This is a genomic window from Bacillus sp. EU52 (genome assembly GCF_037964975.1).
Taxonomy (GTDB): domain Bacteria; phylum Bacillota; class Bacilli; order Bacillales; family Bacillaceae; genus Bacillus; species Bacillus subtilis.
In genome coordinates this window covers 3,636,815-3,655,765 of record NZ_CP150177.1, presented here as the reverse complement: position 1 = coordinate 3,655,765, position 18,951 = coordinate 3,636,815, and the positions used below count along the sequence as shown (strand labels likewise).

General features: G+C 45.1%; 23 protein-coding genes. 19 read left to right on the top strand and 4 right to left on the bottom strand.

Going from position 1 to position 18,951, the window contains the following annotated elements; translation table 11 throughout:
• Positions 1-35 precede the first annotated feature (35 nt).
• Complete coding sequence (locus NSU05_RS18805) at positions 36-557, bottom strand: DUF2529 domain-containing protein (RefSeq protein ID WP_014481199.1); 522 nt, start codon at positions 555-557, stop codon at positions 36-38.
• Between the two features lie 165 nt (positions 558-722).
• Here NSU05_RS18805 and spo0F point away from each other — a divergent pair, with 165 nt between their 5' ends.
• The 11 genes from spo0F (at position 723) to NSU05_RS18750 (ending at position 11,270) form a co-directional block, all read left to right on the top strand.
• Positions 723-1,097 (top strand): sporulation initiation phosphotransferase Spo0F, encoded by a 375-nt coding sequence (gene spo0F / locus NSU05_RS18800; protein WP_003227621.1) that lies wholly within the window; start codon positions 723-725, stop codon positions 1,095-1,097.
• A 180-nt stretch (positions 1,098-1,277) separates the two neighbouring features.
• On the top strand, positions 1,278-2,135 hold the full coding sequence (locus NSU05_RS18795) for a class II fructose-bisphosphate aldolase (RefSeq protein WP_003243339.1): 858 nt from the start codon (positions 1,278-1,280) through the stop codon (positions 2,133-2,135).
• A 119-nt stretch (positions 2,136-2,254) separates the two neighbouring features.
• Positions 2,255-2,893 (top strand): fructose-6-phosphate aldolase, encoded by a 639-nt coding sequence (fsa, locus tag NSU05_RS18790; protein WP_003227626.1) that lies wholly within the window; start codon positions 2,255-2,257, stop codon positions 2,891-2,893.
• 378 nt (positions 2,894-3,271) lie between these two features.
• Entirely contained in the window at positions 3,272-4,561 is a 1,290-nt protein-coding gene (locus NSU05_RS18785) for a UDP-N-acetylglucosamine 1-carboxyvinyltransferase (RefSeq protein WP_003227628.1), read from the top strand.
• 30 nt (positions 4,562-4,591) lie between these two features.
• Complete coding sequence (gene glpX, locus NSU05_RS18780) at positions 4,592-5,557, top strand: class II fructose-bisphosphatase (RefSeq protein WP_003242962.1); 966 nt, start codon at positions 4,592-4,594, stop codon at positions 5,555-5,557.
• 214 nt (positions 5,558-5,771) lie between these two features.
• A complete protein-coding gene (locus NSU05_RS18775) occupies positions 5,772-5,933 on the top strand; it encodes a hypothetical protein (protein WP_003227632.1) in 162 nt (53 codons plus the stop codon).
• 30 nt (positions 5,934-5,963) lie between these two features.
• A complete protein-coding gene (gene rho / locus NSU05_RS18770; protein ID WP_003221939.1) occupies positions 5,964-7,247 on the top strand; it encodes a transcription termination factor Rho in 1,284 nt (427 codons plus the stop codon).
• 118 nt (positions 7,248-7,365) lie between these two features.
• On the top strand, positions 7,366-7,566 hold the full coding sequence (gene rpmE, locus NSU05_RS18765; protein ID WP_003151132.1) for a 50S ribosomal protein L31: 201 nt from the start codon (positions 7,366-7,368) through the stop codon (positions 7,564-7,566).
• An 88-nt stretch (positions 7,567-7,654) separates the two neighbouring features.
• Positions 7,655-8,242 (top strand): thymidine kinase, encoded by a 588-nt coding sequence (locus NSU05_RS18760; protein WP_014478269.1) that lies wholly within the window; start codon positions 7,655-7,657, stop codon positions 8,240-8,242.
• 289 nt (positions 8,243-8,531) lie between these two features.
• Complete coding sequence (gene malS, locus NSU05_RS18755) at positions 8,532-10,229, top strand: oxaloacetate-decarboxylating malate dehydrogenase (protein WP_015384905.1); 1,698 nt, start codon at positions 8,532-8,534, stop codon at positions 10,227-10,229.
• Between the two features lie 81 nt (positions 10,230-10,310).
• On the top strand, positions 10,311-11,270 hold the full coding sequence (locus NSU05_RS18750; protein WP_003242497.1) for an AEC family transporter: 960 nt from the start codon (positions 10,311-10,313) through the stop codon (positions 11,268-11,270).
• Positions 11,271-11,303: 33 nt separating this feature from the next.
• Here the strand turns inward: NSU05_RS18750 and racA are convergent, their stop codons facing one another.
• On the bottom strand, positions 11,304-11,858 hold the full coding sequence (gene racA, locus NSU05_RS18745) for a chromosome-anchoring protein RacA (protein WP_015251007.1): 555 nt from the start codon (positions 11,856-11,858) through the stop codon (positions 11,304-11,306).
• 121 nt (positions 11,859-11,979) lie between these two features.
• Complete coding sequence (locus NSU05_RS18740) at positions 11,980-12,366, bottom strand: VOC family protein (RefSeq protein WP_003227644.1); 387 nt, start codon at positions 12,364-12,366, stop codon at positions 11,980-11,982.
• Positions 12,367-12,491: 125 nt separating this feature from the next.
• Here NSU05_RS18740 and prfA point away from each other — a divergent pair, with 125 nt between their 5' ends.
• Genes prfA through NSU05_RS18725 form a run of 3 tightly spaced genes read left to right on the top strand, consistent with a single transcriptional unit; the run spans position 12,492 to position 14,777 of the window.
• Positions 12,492-13,562: a peptide chain release factor 1 gene (gene prfA / locus NSU05_RS18735; RefSeq protein WP_003227645.1), complete on the top strand. Its 1,071-nt coding sequence runs from the start codon at positions 12,492-12,494 to the stop codon at positions 13,560-13,562.
• A gap of 1 nt (position 13,563) precedes the next feature.
• A complete protein-coding gene (gene prmC, locus NSU05_RS18730) occupies positions 13,564-14,430 on the top strand; it encodes a peptide chain release factor N(5)-glutamine methyltransferase (RefSeq protein WP_003227647.1) in 867 nt (288 codons plus the stop codon).
• 59 nt (positions 14,431-14,489) lie between these two features.
• Positions 14,490-14,777, top strand: coding sequence for a DUF5316 family protein (locus tag NSU05_RS18725; protein WP_038429779.1), 288 nt, complete (start codon positions 14,490-14,492; stop codon positions 14,775-14,777).
• A gap of 16 nt (positions 14,778-14,793) precedes the next feature.
• On the opposite strand, the gene NSU05_RS18720 is transcribed toward NSU05_RS18725, so the two are convergent.
• Positions 14,794-15,156 (bottom strand): UPF0715 family protein, encoded by a 363-nt coding sequence (locus NSU05_RS18720; RefSeq protein WP_014478265.1) that lies wholly within the window; start codon positions 15,154-15,156, stop codon positions 14,794-14,796.
• Positions 15,157-15,296: 140 nt separating this feature from the next.
• Here NSU05_RS18720 and spoIIR point away from each other — a divergent pair, with 140 nt between their 5' ends.
• From spoIIR to prpB, 5 genes are all read left to right on the top strand, one after another.
• On the top strand, positions 15,297-15,971 hold the full coding sequence (spoIIR, locus tag NSU05_RS18715; protein WP_003227654.1) for a stage II sporulation protein R: 675 nt from the start codon (positions 15,297-15,299) through the stop codon (positions 15,969-15,971).
• 66 nt (positions 15,972-16,037) lie between these two features.
• On the top strand, positions 16,038-16,481 hold the full coding sequence (locus tag NSU05_RS18710) for a hypothetical protein (RefSeq protein WP_003244265.1): 444 nt from the start codon (positions 16,038-16,040) through the stop codon (positions 16,479-16,481).
• Positions 16,482-16,637: 156 nt separating this feature from the next.
• Positions 16,638-17,678 (top strand): L-threonylcarbamoyladenylate synthase, encoded by a 1,041-nt coding sequence (locus NSU05_RS18705; protein ID WP_015251011.1) that lies wholly within the window; start codon positions 16,638-16,640, stop codon positions 17,676-17,678.
• A gap of 78 nt (positions 17,679-17,756) precedes the next feature.
• Positions 17,757-18,314: a manganese efflux pump MntP family protein gene (locus NSU05_RS18700; protein ID WP_003227661.1), complete on the top strand. Its 558-nt coding sequence runs from the start codon at positions 17,757-17,759 to the stop codon at positions 18,312-18,314.
• A gap of 75 nt (positions 18,315-18,389) precedes the next feature.
• Positions 18,390-18,842 (top strand): protein arginine phosphatase PrpB, encoded by a 453-nt coding sequence (gene prpB / locus NSU05_RS18695; RefSeq protein ID WP_015384897.1) that lies wholly within the window; start codon positions 18,390-18,392, stop codon positions 18,840-18,842.
• The last annotated feature ends 109 nt before the right edge of the window (positions 18,843-18,951 follow it).

The following is an 18,951-nucleotide window of genomic DNA, read 5'->3' as shown; positions in this document are numbered from 1 at the left end:
TGTTTCCGGCAAGTTCCAGCATGTACAATAAGATATTATGCATACTCTTGCAGAATTTCTTTTAGTGTAAACGATAAAGCGTGATAGACATACAGTGCTGTCATTAAAGAGGGAAAACCGTAACGGGTGCCGTCTTCATCGGGAACAAGCGGCATTTTTAATTTAGAATCAATATGCACATCACAATACTGTTCTATTCCCGCACTGTCTTTGGCTGCGGGCGATACGCATACGACTCCCGCACCTTTTTCATAAAGCTCTTTTGCGAGCGCCTGTTCTTCGGCTGTGCCCGTCCCTGAGCAAAACATCAGCACCCTGTCGCTTTCTGTCACTTCCTCAGCGCTTTCTGGAAAGGCTTTGACAGATGGGAAGGGTTCTTTGCTTTCGGTGGCCTCAAAAAAGACGCCCTGAAGCTCATTCGCTCCGTATAAATAAATGGAATGCCCGCTGATCACCGCTTGAGCAAGCAGCCGCGCCCCATCTTCAATCGCGTCAGATTCCTTATCCTGAATGCGGGAAAAAATACCTGTTAACTGCGTCGTGAATATTTTCAACATAAGTGAATCCTCCTTTATAACGTACAATATCAGTATACAACAAAAGAGAAAATGCTCAGAAAATGTCGTAAAGTAGACTATTATAATTAAAGGAAATAGGAAAATCAAACAGAATACATACAATACTGCTTACTTTTGACGAAAATCATAATATTGGGGTGTAAAATGATGAATGAAAAAATTTTAATCGTTGATGATCAATACGGCATTCGTATTTTGCTAAATGAAGTGTTCAATAAAGAAGGCTACCAGACGTTTCAGGCTGCGAACGGCCTGCAGGCGCTTGACATTGTGACAAAAGAACGGCCCGACCTTGTGCTTTTGGACATGAAAATTCCCGGCATGGACGGAATCGAAATCTTAAAACGGATGAAGGTCATTGACGAAAACATCCGGGTCATTATCATGACGGCATACGGAGAGCTCGACATGATCCAAGAATCGAAGGAATTGGGCGCTCTGACGCACTTTGCCAAGCCGTTTGACATCGACGAAATCAGAGACGCCGTCAAAAAATATCTGCCCCTGAAGTCTAACTGACAAAAAGAAGAAACAAATGAATCATGTCATTATGTTGCCGATTTGTCGAAAAGTTGGTATCCTAGTTATGGAGAAAAAGCGATCTGAGTATTTACATATGACAGCAATATATGGGTCATGCTAGGGTGGAAAGCTTTTTTCGCTAGAAGACAATCAGGCTACATAAGGAGGACATTCGACATGCCTTTAGTTTCTATGACGGAAATGTTGAATACAGCTAAAGAAAAAGGGTACGCTGTAGGACAATTTAACTTAAACAACCTTGAGTTTACTCAAGCGATTTTACAAGCAGCTGAAGAAGAAAAATCTCCAGTGATCCTTGGTGTTTCCGAAGGTGCGGGACGCTACATGGGCGGCTTCAAAACAGTCGTTGCTATGGTAAAAGCACTTATGGAAGAGTACAAAGTGACAGTTCCTGTTGCGATTCACTTAGACCACGGTTCAAGCTTTGAATCTTGTGCGAAAGCGATTCATGCAGGTTTCACATCTGTAATGATCGACGCTTCTCACCATCCATTTGAAGAAAACGTAGCAACAACTGCTAAAGTTGTTGAGCTTGCTCATTTCCACGGAGTATCTGTAGAAGCTGAGCTTGGAACAGTAGGCGGACAAGAAGATGACGTTATCGCTGAAGGCGTAATCTACGCTGATCCTAAAGAGTGCCAAGAGCTTGTTGAGCGCACTGGCATCGACTGCCTTGCACCTGCATTAGGTTCTGTTCACGGCCCTTACAAAGGTGAGCCAAACCTTGGATTCAAAGAAATGGAAGAGATCGGAAAATCAACTGGCCTTCCGCTAGTTCTTCACGGCGGTACTGGAATTCCGACTGCTGACATCAAAAAATCAATTTCACTTGGTACAGCTAAAATCAACGTGAATACTGAAAACCAAATTTCTTCTGCAAAAGCTGTTCGCGAAACATTGGCAGCTAAGCCTGACGAGTACGATCCACGTAAATACCTTGGACCAGCTCGTGAAGCGATCAAAGAAACAGTTATCGGTAAAATGCGTGAATTTGGTTCTTCAAACCAAGCTTAATTCAATTGGAACTTTTTATAGCCGCCTGACAGCTTGACAGGCGGTTTTCCGTCTATCTTTAGAAAGCGCAATCATATTCGCAGTTCAGAAAATTTCTTAATCAGGGAGGCTTTTTGAAAATGTTATTCTTTGTTGATACAGCCAATATCGATGAAATTAGAGAAGCGAATGAATTAGGAATTCTCGCCGGTGTAACGACGAATCCTAGTTTAGTAGCAAAGGAAGCTAACGTATCATTCCACGACCGTCTTCGCGAGATCACAGACGTCGTGAAAGGGTCTGTAAGCGCAGAGGTTATTTCTTTGAAAGCTGAGGAAATGATCGAGGAAGGAAAAGAACTGGCGAAGATCGCTCCGAACATTACGGTGAAAATCCCAATGACGTCTGACGGTTTAAAAGCGGTAAGAGCACTTACTGACTTAGGCATCAAAACAAACGTTACATTGATCTTCAATGCCAACCAGGCGCTTCTTGCTGCCAGAGCGGGGGCAACATATGTATCTCCATTCCTGGGACGTTTAGATGACATCGGCCACAACGGGCTTGACCTGATTTCAGAAGTTAAACAGATTTTTGATATTCACGGCCTTGACACGCAAATCATTGCAGCGTCAATCCGCCATCCGCAGCACGTGACAGAAGCTGCTCTTAGAGGGGCTCATATCGGCACAATGCCGCTGAAAGTCATTCATGCGCTCACTAAACACCCGTTAACAGACAAAGGAATCGAACAATTCCTGGCAGACTGGAACAAATAATGAAAGGGGCGGCAAACAGCTTTATGCCTGTTTGCCGCGGCCTTTGTATTTCACCGACCTGATACAGCGGATCTTCAGATGCTGACGCCGCTTTACAGAGAAGGAATCATTGGGCTGCAGAAGCTGATATCGGAATGAAGGGTATGCGTACTGCTTTTGCCGGATGACGACGATGTCTCTCGAGCCGGCGGGTCCCTGTGCATCTTTTGAAACCTGTACCCCCCAAAGCTTCGCTATTTTCTTCCTGATATTTTACAATGTGTTGTATTCTTTCTCTTCGAATTGGCTAGATTTTGGACATGAGCTTTATTTGCAGAGACAGAATAAAATGACATTTTATTTAGCTCCGCAGCTATCTTCTTATGGAAGGAGACTATCATGGAAAAGTTGAATATTGCCGGCGGTGACTCGTTAAACGGTACAGTACATATCAGCGGCGCTAAAAACAGCGCTGTTGCGTTAATACCTGCAACCATTTTGGCAAATTCCGAGGTGACAATTGAAGGGCTTCCAGAGATTTCAGATATTGAAACGCTGCGTGACCTGTTAAAGGAAATCGGCGGCAACGTGCATTTTGAGAATGGGGAAATGGTTGTTGACCCTACGTCGATGATCAGCATGCCGCTTCCTAACGGGAAAGTAAAAAAGCTTCGCGCGTCATATTATTTAATGGGGGCGATGCTCGGCCGCTTCAAGCAGGCGGTCATTGGATTGCCTGGCGGCTGTCACTTAGGGCCCCGTCCGATTGATCAGCATATCAAAGGCTTTGAAGCACTCGGAGCTGAAGTAACCAATGAACAAGGCGCCATTTATTTGCGAGCTGAAAGGCTGAGAGGCGCACGGATTTATTTAGATGTCGTAAGCGTTGGGGCAACGATTAACATTATGCTCGCCGCTGTTTTGGCAGAAGGGAAAACGATCATCGAAAACGCTGCCAAGGAGCCTGAGATCATTGACGTCGCGACATTGCTTACCAGCATGGGCGCCAAAATCAAAGGTGCGGGCACCAATGTGATTCGAATCGACGGCGTGAAGGAACTGCACGGCTGCAAGCATACGATCATTCCGGACAGAATTGAAGCCGGGACATTTATGATTGCAGGGGCTGCAATGGGCAAGGAAGTCATTATCGATAACGTCATCCCCACTCATCTTGAGTCGTTAACGGCAAAGCTGAGAGAAATGGGCTATCATATCGAAACAAGCGACGACCAGCTCCTCATTGTCGGCGGGCAGAAGAACTTAAAGCCGGTTGACGTCAAAACCCTCGTATACCCAGGGTTTCCGACTGATTTACAGCAGCCGATGACGGCGCTCCTGACAAGGGCGAAAGGGACGAGTGTCGTCACAGACACCATCTACTCGGCAAGATTCAAGCACATTGATGAGCTGAGACGAATGGGTGCTAATATGAAAGTAGAAGGCAGATCTGCCATCATCACAGGTCCTGTCGAGCTTCAAGGCGCAAAAGTGAAGGCGAGTGATCTGCGTGCCGGAGCCTGCTTGGTGGTAGCCGGACTGATGGCTGATGGCGTCACGGAAATTACGGGACTGGAGCATATTGACCGCGGATACAGCAGCCTTGAGAAGAAGCTTGAGGGGCTTGGAGCGACAATTTGGCGTGAAAGAATGACTGACGAAGAAATAGAACAGCTTCAAAATTCATAATGGTTTCTTGTGAGAGGAGATCGTGTTGAAATGGAAAGAAGTTTATCAATGGAATTGGTACGTGTGACAGAAGCTGCGGCATTGGCATCAGCAAGATGGATGGGCCGGGGAAAAAAAGATGAGGCTGATGAAGCGGCAACAAGTGCAATGAGAGACGTTTTTGATACAGTGCCGATGAAAGGGACCGTTGTAATCGGTGAAGGGGAAATGGACGAAGCGCCAATGCTGTATATCGGGGAAAAACTCGGAAACGGGTACGGCCCTCGCGTTGATGTCGCAGTTGACCCTCTTGAAGGCACAAACATCTTAGCAAGCGGCGGCTGGAACGCGCTGACGGTTATCGCGGTCGCAGACCATGGCACGCTTCTGAATGCTCCTGACATGTATATGCAAAAAATCGCAGTCGGTCCGGAAGCGGTGGGCTGCATTGACATCGAAGCACCTGTCATTGACAACCTTAAAGCGGTGGCAAAAGCGAAAAACAAGGACGTTGAGGACGTCGTTGCCACAATTTTAAACCGTGAAAGACACGCAAAAATCATTTCCGAGCTTCGTGAGGCCGGCGCCAGAATCAAATTGATCAATGACGGCGATGTCGCAGGCGCCATCAACACGGCTTTCGACCACACGGGCGTTGATATCCTGTTCGGATCAGGCGGCGCTCCTGAGGGTGTGCTTTCCGCTGTTGCGCTAAAAGCACTCGGCGGAGAAATCATTGGTAAACTTCTTCCGCAAAGCGAAGAAGAAATCACTCGCTGTCACAAAATGGGCCTTGATTTAAGCAAAGTCCTTCGCATGGAAGACCTTGTGAAGGGTGATGACGCGATTTTTGCAGCTACAGGGGTTACTGACGGCGAGCTGTTAAAAGGAGTTCAATTCAAAGGCTCTGTCGGTACAACTGAAAGCTTAGTTATCCGTGCAAAATCGGGCACTGTTCGTTTCGTTGACGGCAGACATAGCTTGAAAAAGAAACCAAATCTTGTAATCCGTCCATAACAAACAGAAAAAGCGGGTGTGAGCCCGCTTTAACTTTTGCAGAAAAGCGTCAACTCTATCAATTCCGTGTCAAAACCTTATTTCAGTTGAATAATTTTTTGAAATAAGGTAAAAATAAAGAGTGCTGCGAATTTTACTGCGTAATACCTTCTTTTAAGCACTAGGAAAGTTTCAATTTCTACCGCATACAGACGATATAAGTATTGATCTTCTCATGTTTTTGTCCTCGCTTCCTTCAAAACTCATTAAGACAATCCTTTTAACAAAAGCGCCGATCATGGGTGGAAGTGTTACCGATAGAAGTTCCTTTATGTTAAAAAAAGAATGTGCTTTGGCGGATGTTGTGCAAAAGCAGCAGATGACATGTTCAGAGTAAGATATTGACTATGAAAAGCGTGGTGTTTTTATGAAAGACGTATCTATTTCCTCTTTGGAAAATATGAAATTGAAAGAGCTTTATGAACTTGCAAGACATTATAAAATCTCCTATTACAGCAAACTGACAAAAAAAGAACTCATTTTCGCCATTCTGAAAGCGAATGCAGAACAGGAAGATCTGCTGTTTATGGAAGGCGTTCTCGAGATCATCCAGTCTGAAGGTTTCGGATTCCTGAGACCGATCAACTACTCTCCAAGCTCAGAAGACATTTACATCTCAGCTTCACAAATCCGCCGTTTCGATTTGCGGAACGGAGACAAAGTATCTGGCAAGGTTCGCCCGCCAAAAGAAAATGAGCGTTACTATGGACTTTTGCACGTTGAAGCAGTAAATGGGGATGATCCCGAATCTGCAAAAGAGCGTGTGCATTTCCCGGCTCTTACGCCACTTTACCCGGATCGTCAAATGGTGCTTGAAACAAAGCCGAACTTCTTGTCTACAAGAATTATGGACATGATGGCGCCGGTTGGATTTGGGCAGCGCGGATTGATTGTTGCGCCGCCGAAAGCCGGAAAAACGATGCTGCTGAAGGAAATTGCCAACAGCATTACAGCGAACCAGCCTGAAGCAGAGCTGATCGTGCTTTTAATTGACGAAAGACCTGAGGAAGTAACCGATATCGAGCGCTCTGTAGCTGGGGATGTCGTCAGCTCAACGTTTGATGAAGTGCCGGAAAACCATATCAAAGTGGCCGAGCTTGTGCTTGAACGTGCAATGCGTCTCGTGGAACACAAAAAAGACGTCATTATCCTGATGGACAGCATCACACGGCTTGCCCGCGCCTACAACTTAGTGATTCCGCCAAGCGGAAGAACGCTTTCCGGGGGGATTGACCCAGCGGCGTTCCACCGTCCGAAACGCTTCTTCGGGGCTGCGAGAAATATCGAAGAGGGCGGCAGCTTAACCATCCTTGCTACGGCTCTGGTCGATACAGGTTCACGTATGGATGATGTCATTTATGAAGAATTCAAGGGAACAGGCAACATGGAGCTCCATCTTGACCGCTCTCTTGCCGAGCGCCGCATCTTCCCTGCCATCGATATCCGCCGTTCAGGAACGCGCAAAGAAGAGCTGCTTGTGCCTAAAGAGCATCTTGATCGTTTATGGTCTATCCGCAAAACGATGTCTGATTCACCTGATTTCGCAGAAAAGTTCATGAGAAAAATGAAAAAAACCAAAACAAACCAGGAATTTTTCGATATTCTCAATCAAGAATGGAAACAGGCAAATCTATCATCCGCAAGAAGGTAAATTGTATTTGCAAAAGAAGTAAATCACTGATATAATTTTCTCATATGCGTTTCGGACAATGCTCCGAAATAATAACTCTGTTTCCACACGGGATTCAGGGCGGAAGGAGATGGATACAATGAAAGCAGGAATTCATCCTAATTTCAAAAAAGCAACAGTTAAATGCGCTTGCGGAAATGAATTTGAAACAGGCTCAGTAAAAGAAGAGGTACGCGTTGAGATTTGCTCTGAATGCCACCCATTCTACACTGGCCGTCAAAAATTCGCTTCTGCTGATGGTCGTGTTGATCGCTTTAACAAAAAATACGGTCTTAAGTAATAATAGATTTCTCAACAGGCAAGCAGCAGTCTTGCCTGTTTTTTATATTGTCTAAAACACAGCTGGCAGAGAGAGGGGAGCGAAGCCTATGTACATAATGAAACAAAGCGGGTGGCTTGAGCTGATTTGCGGCAGCATGTTCTCGGGGAAATCTGAAGAGCTGATCAGAAGAGTGAAGAGAGCAACTTATGCCAAGCAGGAAGTCAGGGTATTTAAGCCTGTAATTGATAACCGATACAGCGAAGCTGCTGTTGTCTCCCATAATGGAACATCGATGACGAGCTATGCCATTTCGTCTGCTGCAGACATTTGGGATCACATCAGTGAAAGTACAGATGTGATTGCGGTTGATGAAGTGCAGTTTTTTGATCAGGAAATTGTTGAGGTTTTATCATCTCTTGCCGATAAAGGCTACCGTGTGATAGCAGCAGGCCTTGATATGGATTTTAGGGGAGAGCCGTTTGGTGTCGTCCCGAATATCATGGCGATTGCGGAAAGTGTGACAAAGCTGCAAGCCGTCTGTTCTGTTTGCGGATCACCGGCGAGCAGAACACAGCGCCTCATTGACGGCAAACCTGCTTCTTACGATGATCCGGTCATTTTGGTTGGTGCATCTGAATCATATGAAGCAAGATGCAGACATCATCACGAAGTCCCAGGTAAATCTAAAAAATAGTCCAAAACATGGGTATAAAGATAGAATGCACCGGCTAAAAACACCGGTGTTTTTTTTATATTCTGATAATATGCAATTAAAAAATTTAAATAAGTATATTAAAAAATTAAGTAATTTTCTTCCCTTGAATTTTGATTTTGACAGGCATACAATAGCTTACGTAATGTAAATAGTTTTGAGACATTGTTCGAATAATTGTCACAAAGTCGCATAAAGATCATGATCGGTCATATTTTAGATGGGTTATTACTTAACTTGGTTAACTATTTCAAGAAAGAAGGAGATTTGCTTGAATAACATAAAAAAAACGAAAGAAGGCCACTTAGAAACAACTCTTAGAGGAAAAGAAGTTTTATCTATTCCTACTTTAAATAAAGGCGTTGCTTTTTCACTAGAAGAAAGACAAGAACTCGGCTTAGAAGGGCTTCTGCCGCCAACTGTACTTTCTCTTGATCAACAAGCACAACGCGCGTACGAGCAATTCCAAGCGCAGCCTGACCGCCTTCGTCAAAATGTTTACTTAAGTGATCTTGCAAACCGTAACGAAGTTCTTTTCTATAAATTGCTGAAAAACCATCTTCGCGAAATGCTTCCTGTTGTGTACACGCCAACAGTTGGTGAAGCGATTCAGGAATACAGCCATGAATATAGAAGACCTCAAGGAATCTACTTGTCAATCGATAACATTGACGGTATTGAAAAAGCGTTTGAAAACCTTCATGCGACAGCAGGCGATATTGATCTTATCGTTGCTACTGACTCCGAAAGCATTCTCGGTATCGGTGACTGGGGTGTAGGCGGTATTAATATTGCAATCGGTAAATTGGCTGTCTACACTGCTGCAGCTGGTATTGACCCTAGCCGTGTTATCCCGGTTGTGCTTGATGTCGGTACGAACAACGAAAAACTTCTAAACGATCCTTTATATATTGGTAACAAGCATGAACGTGTTCAAGGTGAACGCTACGAAGCTTTCATTGACGCTTATGTAAAAGCTGCATTGAAATTCTTCCCTAAAGCGCTTCTTCACTGGGAAGATCTTGGCAACAAAAATGCACGCAACATCATGAAAAAATACAATCATGAAATCCTGACATTTAATGATGATATTCAAGGTACTGGCGCGATTACACTTGCAGGTGTGCTTGCCGCTATGAAGAAAACCGGCGCTTCTATTAAAGATCAGCGTGTTGTTATCTTCGGTGCTGGTTCTGCTGGTATCGGTATTGCTGACCAAATCCGTGACACAATGGTGCTAGCCGGATTATCTGAAGAAGAAGCTAACAAACGTTTCTACACACTTGATTACAGAGGCTTGCTGACTGAAGACATCGAAGGCATCCTTGATTTCCAAAAACCTTACCTTCGCAATGCGGATGAAGTGAAAGACTGGAAGCGCGATGAAAAAGGTCAAATTCCATTCGATGAAGTCGTTCGTCAAGCGAAACCAACAATCTTGATTGGTACTTCAGGGGTTTCAGGTGCATTCACAGAGGAAATTGTAAAAGAAATGGCATCTCACGTAGACCGTCCGGTTATCATGCCGATGTCTAACCCGACTCACCTTGCTGAAGCTGTTCCTGAAGATCTGTTCAAATGGACTGACGGAAAAGTGCTTATTGCAACAGGAAGCCCATTTGACAATGTAGAATACAACGGTGTTTCTTATGAAATCGGACAATCTAACAACGCATTCGCGTTCCCTGGTCTTGGACTTGGTTCAATTGTAGCTGAAGCGCGTATCATTACACCTGCTATGTTTGCAGCAACTGCTGATGCGATTGCTGAAATGGTTGATCTTGAAACACCTGGAGCAGGATTGCTTCCAAGCATTGATAAGCTTCAAGAGGTTTCTATCCAAGTTGCGATTGCCGTTGCTGAAGCAGCAATTAAAGACGGCGTGGCAAATCGTCAGCCTGAAGATGTGAAACAAGCGGTACTTGAAGCAATGTGGACACCTGAATACAAAAAAGTCATCGCGAAATAATTAGCGAGTAAATTTTTCTGTCCGAGGGAAAGCTTTTTGTAAAGCTAAAGTATACGGACATAGGATTTGGAGGAGAATATTTTGAGCATCTTAGATATCTTAATCCTCCTGGCGCCGATCTTCTTTGTTATCGTGCTGGGTTGGTTTGCAGGACATTTTGGAAGTTATGATGCCAAGTCGGCAAAAGGGGTAAGTACGTTAGTAACGAAATACGCACTTCCAGCTCACTTTATCGCTGGTATTTTGACAACTTCCAGAAGTGAATTTTTATCACAAGTACCTTTAATGATTTCTTTAATTATTGGGATTGTTGGTTTCTATATCATCATTCTTTTGGTTTGCAGATTTATTTTCAAGTATGATTTAACGAACTCATCTGTATTTTCTTTGAACTCTGCACAGCCGACATTCGCATTTATGGGTATCCCGGTCTTGGGAAGCTTATTCGGAGCGAATGAAGTTGCGATTCCGATCGCGGTCACAGGTATCGTGGTTAACGCGATTCTTGATCCGCTCGCGATCATTATCGCTACTGTTGGTGAGTCTTCTAAGAAAAACGAAGAGAGTGGCGACAGCTTCTGGAAGATGACAGGAAAATCAATCCTGCATGGTCTTTGTGAGCCGCTTGCAGCTGCTCCGTTAATCAGTATGATCTTGGTGCTGGTTTTCAATTTCACTCTTCCTGAGCTGGGTGTTAAAATGCTTGATCAGCTTGGAAGCACAACATCTGGTGTTGCTCTCTTTGCTGTCGGTGTTACCGTTGGTATTCGTAAAATTAAACTCAGTATGCCGGCTATCGGTATTGCGTTACTAAAAGTTGCGGTTCAGCCTGCATTAATGTTCCTGATTGCTCTTGCTATCGGACTTCCGGCTGACCAAACAACAAAAGCAATCCTTCTTGTTGCATTCCCTGGTTCTGCCGTTGCAGCCATGATTGCGACTCGTTTCGAGAAACAAGAAGAAGAAACTGCAACTGCGTTTGTGGTCAGTGCGATTCTGTCATTGATTTCACTTCCAATCATTATCGCGCTTACTGCGTAACAAAAAAAGCTCCCTTTACGGGAGCTTTTTGCTTTAGGTTTGAAATTTGAACAGTGACAGCAGCGGTTTTTTTCTTGTTTTGGTTTTTTCAGAAGCAGCAGCAGTCTCGGGGATCGGCTGAGCGGTGAATTCTTTCATTTGTGAGGTCAGTGATTGCAGATCTGCAAGAATATCATCGATTTCTCTGCGGTGCTGAAGCAGCTGGTAAGATACACCTTCATCGGCTTTTTGTTTCAGCTGGCGTTCCAGTTCCGACATCCTTGCCATCAATTCGCTTTCGTCCTGCCTTTGCTGTAAAAGGGTGTCCAGCTTTTGTTCAAGCTGCTCGATTCTTCGTTCTGTGTCGCTACTTGTTTTTTGGACAAGGAAGCCTGTGCGCTTTTTAGCGCTTTTCGGCAGATGAATATCCTGAATCGCCGTGCCTTCAGAGATTTGTTTTTGAACGGATTTTAGAACCTTCACGTCTTCTGCCGTGAACGAATAGTGTCCGAGCTCATTGCGTTCGGCCGGAAGATTCAGCTGCTTCACCCACCGCTGCACCGTTTTTGCGGAGACGCCGAGTTCACTTGCTACCATATTTGTATTCATGATCCCATACCTCCTTTTAAGCTAGGTATTCGACCATAGAATGCGGTTCCCTTCCCGTTAGACAAAACAAGAAAAGATTCGGCAAAGAAAGTGGGTATCTCCTTTTTTTCTTCAAAAACTGTTATTGTTCATACAGTTCTAATGGAAGCTGGTCAGGATCAAAAAAGAAGGTGAAACGCTTGCCGGTCAGCGGATCTGTTCTGATTGGCTCTGTTTCGATTCCTTTTTCATGAAGCTCTTGAACCGCTTTATCCAAGCTGCCGACTGTAAAGGCGAGGTGGCGCAGGCCTGCGGCTTCAGGCCGGGTTTGTCGTTCGGGCGGATCGGGAAACGAGAACAGCTCAATGACATACGAGCCGTTAAGCGACAAATCAAGCTTATAGGAGCCGCGCTCTTCGCGGTACGTTTCTTGAATCACCTGAAAACCAAGCTTATGTACGTAGAAAGCTTTCGACTTTTCGTAATCTGAACATATGATTGCAATATGATGTATGGATTTCAGCAACATCATCCCTCCTCGAATTCCAGTATAGCAGAGGGAGCTTTTCCAGCTGGGATTGAAATGCTTTTGACTGGGGTTAATCACTATACTATAATGAGAATGTTACGCACAGGAAAACAGAGGTGAAGACCGTGTTAGACCGTTTAAAATCAATTGAAGAACGATACGAGAAATTAAATGAGCTTTTGAGCGATCCAGAAGTAGTCAACGATCCGAAAAAGCTAAGAGAATATTCAAAAGAGCAATCTGATATACAAGAAACAGTTGACGTATATAGACAATACAGAGATGCGTCAGAACAGCTGGCTGATGCAAAAGCGATGCTTGAAGAGAAGCTGGACGCTGAGATGCGCGACATGGTGAAGGAAGAGATTTCTGAACTTCAGAAGGAAACGGAAACACTGTCAGAACGGCTGAAAGTGCTCCTGATCCCGAAAGATCCTAATGATGACAAAAACGTTATCATGGAGATCCGCGGGGCCGCGGGAGGCGAGGAAGCTGCTTTATTCGCGGGCAACCTGTACAGAATGTATTCCCGTTATGCCGAGCTTCAGGGCTGGAAAACAGAGGTCATGGAAGCGAATGTAACCGGAACGGGCGGCTACAAAGAGATCATCTTTATGATTACAGGAAGCGGCGCGTATTCTAAACTCAAATATGAAAACGGCGCCCACCGCGTGCAGCGTGTTCCGGAAACGGAATCCGGCGGCCGTATCCATACATCCACTGCAACAGTAGCATGTCTTCCTGAGGCAGAAGAGGTAGAGGTTGACATTCATGAGAAGGATATCCGTGTCGATACGTTTGCTTCAAGCGGACCGGGCGGACAAAGCGTTAACACAACAATGTCTGCGGTTCGTCTGACTCACTTGCCGACAGGTGTTGTTGTATCATGCCAGGACGAAAAATCTCAAATTAAGAACAAAGAAAAAGCAATGAAGGTTCTCCGTGCCAGAATCTATGATAAATTTCAGCAGGAAGCCCAGGCTGAATATGATCAAACACGGAAATCAGCAGTCGGATCAGGCGACCGCTCTGAACGTATCCGCACATACAACTTCCCGCAAAACCGTGTGACGGATCACAGAATCGGTTTGACGATTCAAAAGCTTGATCAGATTCTTGAAGGAAAACTTGACGAAGTGGTTGAAGCGCTGATTGTTGAAGATCAGGCAAGCAAGCTTCAGCAGTCGGAAGGTTAAGATGAAGACGATATTCGAAGCCCTGAAATGGGCTTCTTCTTATTTAACCGAAGCGGGAAGAGAAGAAAATGCTGCCGAGCTCCTATTGCTTTATGATACCGGAATGGAGAGAAGCAAACTGCTCGCAAGCTTACAGGAACCGATTGGTGAAGACGAACTGTATCGCTTTAAGCGTCACGTTGAGATGCATAAAGAGGGCGTGCCGGTTCAATACATTATAGGAAAAGAGTTTTTTTATGGACGGGAATTTATGGTGAATGATGATGTGCTGATCCCGCGGCCGGAAACTGAAGAAGTTGTCTTTCATTTGCTTGAAAAATATCGGAGTGTTTTTTCTGAAGACGGCAAGCTCGAAGTTGTTGACGTTGGTACAGGGAGCGGCGCAATAGCCGTCACGCTTGCGCTTGAAAACCAAAGCTTTTCTGTGTCGGCGGTCGATATTTCGAAAGAGGCGCTGCAAGTCGCCTCTGCCAATGCAGAAAAACTTGGAGCGAATGTGCGCTTTTATCAGGGCGATCTGCTTGAGCCTTTTATTAAGGCGGGAAAAAAAGCGGATATCATTGTCTCAAACCCGCCATATATTTCAGAGGAAGAAATGGCTGATTTATCGGAAATTGTCCGTTTTCATGAGCCGCTGCACGCACTCACCGATGGCGGAGACGGGCTGAAATTTTATAAGCGGTTTATGGAAGACATTCCGCTTGTCATGAAGGATAAAGTATTTGTTGTTTTTGAAATCGGCTGGAAACAGGGAGCGGCGGTCAAAGACCTGATCCTCAAGGCGTTTAAGGGGGCGGAAGTGGAAGTGCTGAAAGATATTAATGGAAAAGACAGAACCATATGCGCTCTGATTCATAAAAATAAATAAGCAGCTTGCTGGCGAGTGAATGGATCAAGCTGTTTAACACCAGCAAAGGGGATGTAAACATGAAAAAGGCCCTGACAGCAGGAATCCTGCTCATTGCGATTGAGAGCATGATTGGCACCATTTTTCCGCAGGCTCTTTCATATGAAGCGATTTTTGGCGTTGCGTCTCTCGCTTTAGTGGGGCTCGCGATCATTACATCGGGTTTGGCTGTAAGCGGAAGCGATCAGCGGGCAAACTACCATTCAGAAACCAAAGAAGGCCGTACATCTCGCATGAAAATGGCGGCCGCTTTCTTTGTTGCGGCGATACCTTCCATTCTATGTTATTTGCTGACGATTTTGTTTTAATAAAAAAGGAAGCCTCTTAGGCTTCCTTTTTTTGCAGTAAAACAGAATCCCATATCCAATAGATAAGAGCTGTTAATACAGCGAAAAGATAGAAGGCTGTATTTTGAAACAAAGATTGTCCCGAAGGCTGAAGCACGCCGAAAATGATCGCGTTGGCAATAAAAGCAGCGGCAAGGTAATACAGCAGATACAAAGGGCTGAACCGTTTCGGCTTTTTATTCATCATGATTTGAAGCGGCAGTGCGAAGATCAAATAAGGAAACAGAAAATAAAATGCCATTGTGATGAGAGCGGCAATGATAAATGAATGAATATAAATTACTGAATAAAGAACGGACATCGTGAATGCTGATAACAGCACTGTATAATTGTATTTCATCTTAAACCTCCTAAAACACTATCGTACCATAAATAAGATTAACAGCTTGCTAGATTTTTTTCACCCTGCACGTTTACCCCCGGCTCTCCTTGTCCATAATAGGGCTAGAAACAAAGCACGGAGAGGAACGGTGGGGACCGATGAAAAAAACAGTAATCATTTGTATATATATCTTTCTTTTATTATCTGGAGCGCTCGTAGGGCTGGCAAAAGAAGAGACGGCACAGAAATCGGAAAATCAGCCGGTGGTCATACCGGATCAGGCGATTCGTTTGAGAATATTGGCAAACAGCGATAGTGATCAAGACCAGCAATTAAAACGTCATATAAGAGACGCGGTGAATAAAGAAATCACAACTTGGGTAAAGGATATTACTTCTATTGAAGAAGCGCGTCGCGTGATTCGTTCAAAGCTGCCTGAAATCAAAGCAATTGCAAAGGAAACAATGGAGAAAGAAGGAGCGAATCAGTCGATATCCGTTGATTTTGACAAAATCTCGTTTCCGACAAAGCTTTACGGCAACATGGTATATCCTGCCGGTGAGTATGAAGCGATTTTGATTACGCTTGGAAACGGAGACGGCGCCAACTGGTGGTGTGTGCTGTTCCCGCCCCTCTGCTTTCTCGATTTTTCTAACGGGGAAGCCGTCAAAGAACAAGAAGATAAAGAAGCCTCAAAAAAGCAGACTGAAAAAGTGCTTGAGGACGTAACCGCTAAAGCGGAAAAAGCCAAAAAAGAAGAGAACGAAGAAAAAGAAGACGGCACAGAAGTGAAATTCTTTTTAGTCGAATGGATTTCCGACCTTTTTTCCTAATCATCTGGTCTAAAAATAGATTTGCCTCATAGATTGGAAGAAAGAACGCAAAAACGGGGTGAACGGATGTTTTATCAACTGCGGGTGGCAAGGGAAAAAGACGGAGATGTGCTCGAGGCATTTTTAAAACAGGCAAAAACCAGCTATGAAGGCGTGAAAGAAGGCTTCACTCAATTTCTTATGCTGGAGGACAGTGAGAAAAACATTGCCGGATGCCTCGGTATTGAAAAAATAAGCTGTGACCAGGGGCTGCTGCGATCACTTGTCATATCGGACAAGCTTCACCAAGGCCACATCGTCACGCTTTTTCAAAGCATGGAGGTGCTGTGCGAAAAGCATCAGATCAAAACCGTGTACCTAGTAGCAAATCAGCATTCCTCTGCGGACTTTTTGACGGCCATGGGTTTTGAAAGAGCTGAGAGTGTACCGGAGGAGCTGTTTTCTTCTGATCACTTCTGTGAATCGCGGCAAACAGAAGGAGCCGTTTTGATGAAAAAAGCGTCTGGATAAGTGCAGTTTATACACATACTTATCCACTTCTTCATTAGCGTTGTCCACAATTTGTGGATAACGCTTGTTTTATTACAGGACATCTTTTATACTTTCAAAAGGATTACACGCGTAAAACAATCGTTTTATTGTTGTGAATAAGGAGTTTGGTCAGAAATGAAAACGAAAAGATGGTTTGTGGATGTAACTGACGAGTTATCCACAAATGATCCACAAATTGCACAAGCAGCCGCTTTGCTCCGAGAAAATGAGGTCGTTGCCTTTCCGACAGAAACAGTATATGGCCTAGGCGCAAACGCAAAAAATACGGATGCCGTCAAAAAAATATATGAGGCGAAAGGGCGGCCGAGCGATAATCCCCTGATTGTCCACATTGCGGATATCAGCCAGCTTGAGGATTTAACGGGCCCAGCGCCGGAAAAGGCGAAAACATTGATGAAACGGTTTTGGCCGGGAGCACTTACGCTCATACTGCCTTGCAAACCTGGTGCGCTTTCACCTCGTGTAACGGCAGGTCTTGAAACGGTTGCCATTAGAATGCCGGATCATCCGCTTGCCCTTGCATTGATTCGCGAATCGGGACTGCCGATTGCAGCACCGAGCGCCAATCTATCAGGCAAGCCAAGTCCCACAAAAGCAGAGCATGTGGCACACGACTTGGATGGCCGCATAGCCGGTATTATGGATGGAGGCCCTACCGGAATCGGGGTCGAATCAACCGTGCTTTCATGTGCGGACGACATCCCTGTTCTCCTGCGTCCGGGCGGCATTACGAAGGAACAAATTGAAGCGGTGATCGGGCCGATTCATGTGGATAAAGGGCTCAGCGACCAAAACGAGAAGCCGATTTCTCCAGGGATGAAATATACACATTATGCGCCGACAGCGCCTCTTGCCATTTGCGAAGGCAGCCCAGAGCGCATTCAGCACCTCATTCAAGAATATCAACAGGGCGGAAGACGGGTCGGTGTCCTGACGACAGAAGAAAACGCGGGCGTTTATTCCGCTGATTATGTGAAGAGCTGCGGAAGACGGGCTCAGCTTGAGACTGTTGCGGCAGGGCTGTATGATGCTTTGCGCAGCTTTGATGAGAATAAGGTGGATTTCATTATAGCGGAATCCTTTCCGGATACAGGTGTCGGTCTTGCTATTATGAACAGGCTGATGAAAGCCGCCGGAGGAAGAGTGATTCGCTGAAAGCAGTCAGATGTTCTAACCCTTTTTGGACACGCATAGGCTAAAAAAGCGGGGCGTGTCCAAGGGGGTTATTTATGTATGTCGGATTTGTTTATAGGCGAACTGATTACATTAAGCATCATGGCGTTTGCTTTAGGGATGGATGCTTTTTCTGTCGGCCTTGGAATGGGCATGGTCAAACTTAGAAAGAAGCAGATATTCTATATTGGTTTCATCATCGGCCTCTTTCACGTCATCATGCCTCTCGCAGGGATGGCGGCCGGTAACATGCTGTCAGGGCTCCTCGGCGTGTTAGCGGTTTATATCGGTGGGGCGCTGCTTTTTGTTCTTGGGGTTCAAATGCTTATGGCCTCTTTTAAACAGTCAGAAGAACGATTCATGTCACCGGCAGGGCCGGGCTTATTGCTGTTTGCCATCGGCGTCAGCCTTGACAGCTTTTCCGTCGGCTTGAGCTTGGGGATATACGGCTCGCATCCGCTCCTCACAATTACCCTGTTCGGGCTGTTCAGCATGATGTTGACATGGCTGGGCCTGCTGGTCGGAAAACAAGTGCAGTCATGGCTTGGCACATACAGCGAAGCGCTCGGGGGCATCATATTAATCGTGTTTGGATTAAAGCTGCTTTTGCCAATTTAATATACCAATAAAAGAAACGAAGTCGCCGTTTCTTTTTTCTTCATATATAATAGAGAAAAATAAGGGGTGACTGACATGGATATTATTTTTGTCTGTACTGGAAATACGTGCCGCAGCCCAATGGCTGAGGCGCTTTTTAAATCAATTGCAGAAATGGAAGGGCTGAATGTCAATGTCCGCTCGGCAGGCGTGTTTGCTTCACCTAATGGGAAAGCGACGCCTCATGCAGTCGAAGCGCTGTTTGAAAAACACATTGCCCTTAATCATGTGTCTTCTCCATTAACTGAAGAACATATGGAGTCGGCTGATTTGGTTCTGGCTATGACCCATCAGCACAAGCAGATCATTGCCAGCCAATTTGGACGTTATCGTGATAAAGTGTTTACGTTAAAAGAATATGTCACAGGCAGCCATGGTGATGTCATCGATCCGTTCGGCGGCTCAATTGACATCTATAAACAAACGCGAGATGAGCTTGAAGAGCTTCTTCGGCAGCTGGCAAAACAGCTGAAAAAAGACCGCAGATAAGTTGTCAGAAAATCTGTAAACAGGTCATTTGCAAATCCTGCGTGAAGGAGTAGAATATAGTGAAAAGCACATCATATGGTGTGAGTCAAAGAGCGGACAGGCTGCGCGG

Coding starts and splice junctions, on each gene's coding strand:
- NSU05_RS18805 (WP_014481199.1), bottom strand. CDS start 557: ATGTTGAAAATATTCACGACGCAGTTAACAGGTATTTTTTCCCGCATT.
- spo0F (WP_003227621.1), top strand. CDS start 723: ATGATGAATGAAAAAATTTTAATCGTTGATGATCAATACGGCATTCGT.
- NSU05_RS18795 (WP_003243339.1), top strand. CDS start 1,278: ATGCCTTTAGTTTCTATGACGGAAATGTTGAATACAGCTAAAGAAAAA.
- fsa (WP_003227626.1), top strand. CDS start 2,255: ATGTTATTCTTTGTTGATACAGCCAATATCGATGAAATTAGAGAAGCG.
- NSU05_RS18785 (WP_003227628.1), top strand. CDS start 3,272: ATGGAAAAGTTGAATATTGCCGGCGGTGACTCGTTAAACGGTACAGTA.
- glpX (WP_003242962.1), top strand. CDS start 4,592: ATGGAAAGAAGTTTATCAATGGAATTGGTACGTGTGACAGAAGCTGCG.
- NSU05_RS18775 (WP_003227632.1), top strand. CDS start 5,772: ATGTTTTTGTCCTCGCTTCCTTCAAAACTCATTAAGACAATCCTTTTA.
- rho (WP_003221939.1), top strand. CDS start 5,964: ATGAAAGACGTATCTATTTCCTCTTTGGAAAATATGAAATTGAAAGAG.
- rpmE (WP_003151132.1), top strand. CDS start 7,366: ATGAAAGCAGGAATTCATCCTAATTTCAAAAAAGCAACAGTTAAATGC.
- NSU05_RS18760 (WP_014478269.1), top strand. CDS start 7,655: ATGTACATAATGAAACAAAGCGGGTGGCTTGAGCTGATTTGCGGCAGC.
- racA (WP_015251007.1), bottom strand. CDS start 11,858: ATGAATACAAATATGGTAGCAAGTGAACTCGGCGTCTCCGCAAAAACG.
- NSU05_RS18740 (WP_003227644.1), bottom strand. CDS start 12,366: ATGTTGCTGAAATCCATACATCATATTGCAATCATATGTTCAGATTAC.
- prmC (WP_003227647.1), top strand. CDS start 13,564: ATGAAGACGATATTCGAAGCCCTGAAATGGGCTTCTTCTTATTTAACC.
- NSU05_RS18725 (WP_038429779.1), top strand. CDS start 14,490: ATGAAAAAGGCCCTGACAGCAGGAATCCTGCTCATTGCGATTGAGAGC.
- NSU05_RS18720 (WP_014478265.1), bottom strand. CDS start 15,156: ATGAAATACAATTATACAGTGCTGTTATCAGCATTCACGATGTCCGTT.
- spoIIR (WP_003227654.1), top strand. CDS start 15,297: ATGAAAAAAACAGTAATCATTTGTATATATATCTTTCTTTTATTATCT.
- NSU05_RS18710 (WP_003244265.1), top strand. CDS start 16,038: ATGTTTTATCAACTGCGGGTGGCAAGGGAAAAAGACGGAGATGTGCTC.
- NSU05_RS18705 (WP_015251011.1), top strand. CDS start 16,638: ATGAAAACGAAAAGATGGTTTGTGGATGTAACTGACGAGTTATCCACA.
- NSU05_RS18700 (WP_003227661.1), top strand. CDS start 17,757: ATGTCGGATTTGTTTATAGGCGAACTGATTACATTAAGCATCATGGCG.
- prpB (WP_015384897.1), top strand. CDS start 18,390: ATGGATATTATTTTTGTCTGTACTGGAAATACGTGCCGCAGCCCAATG.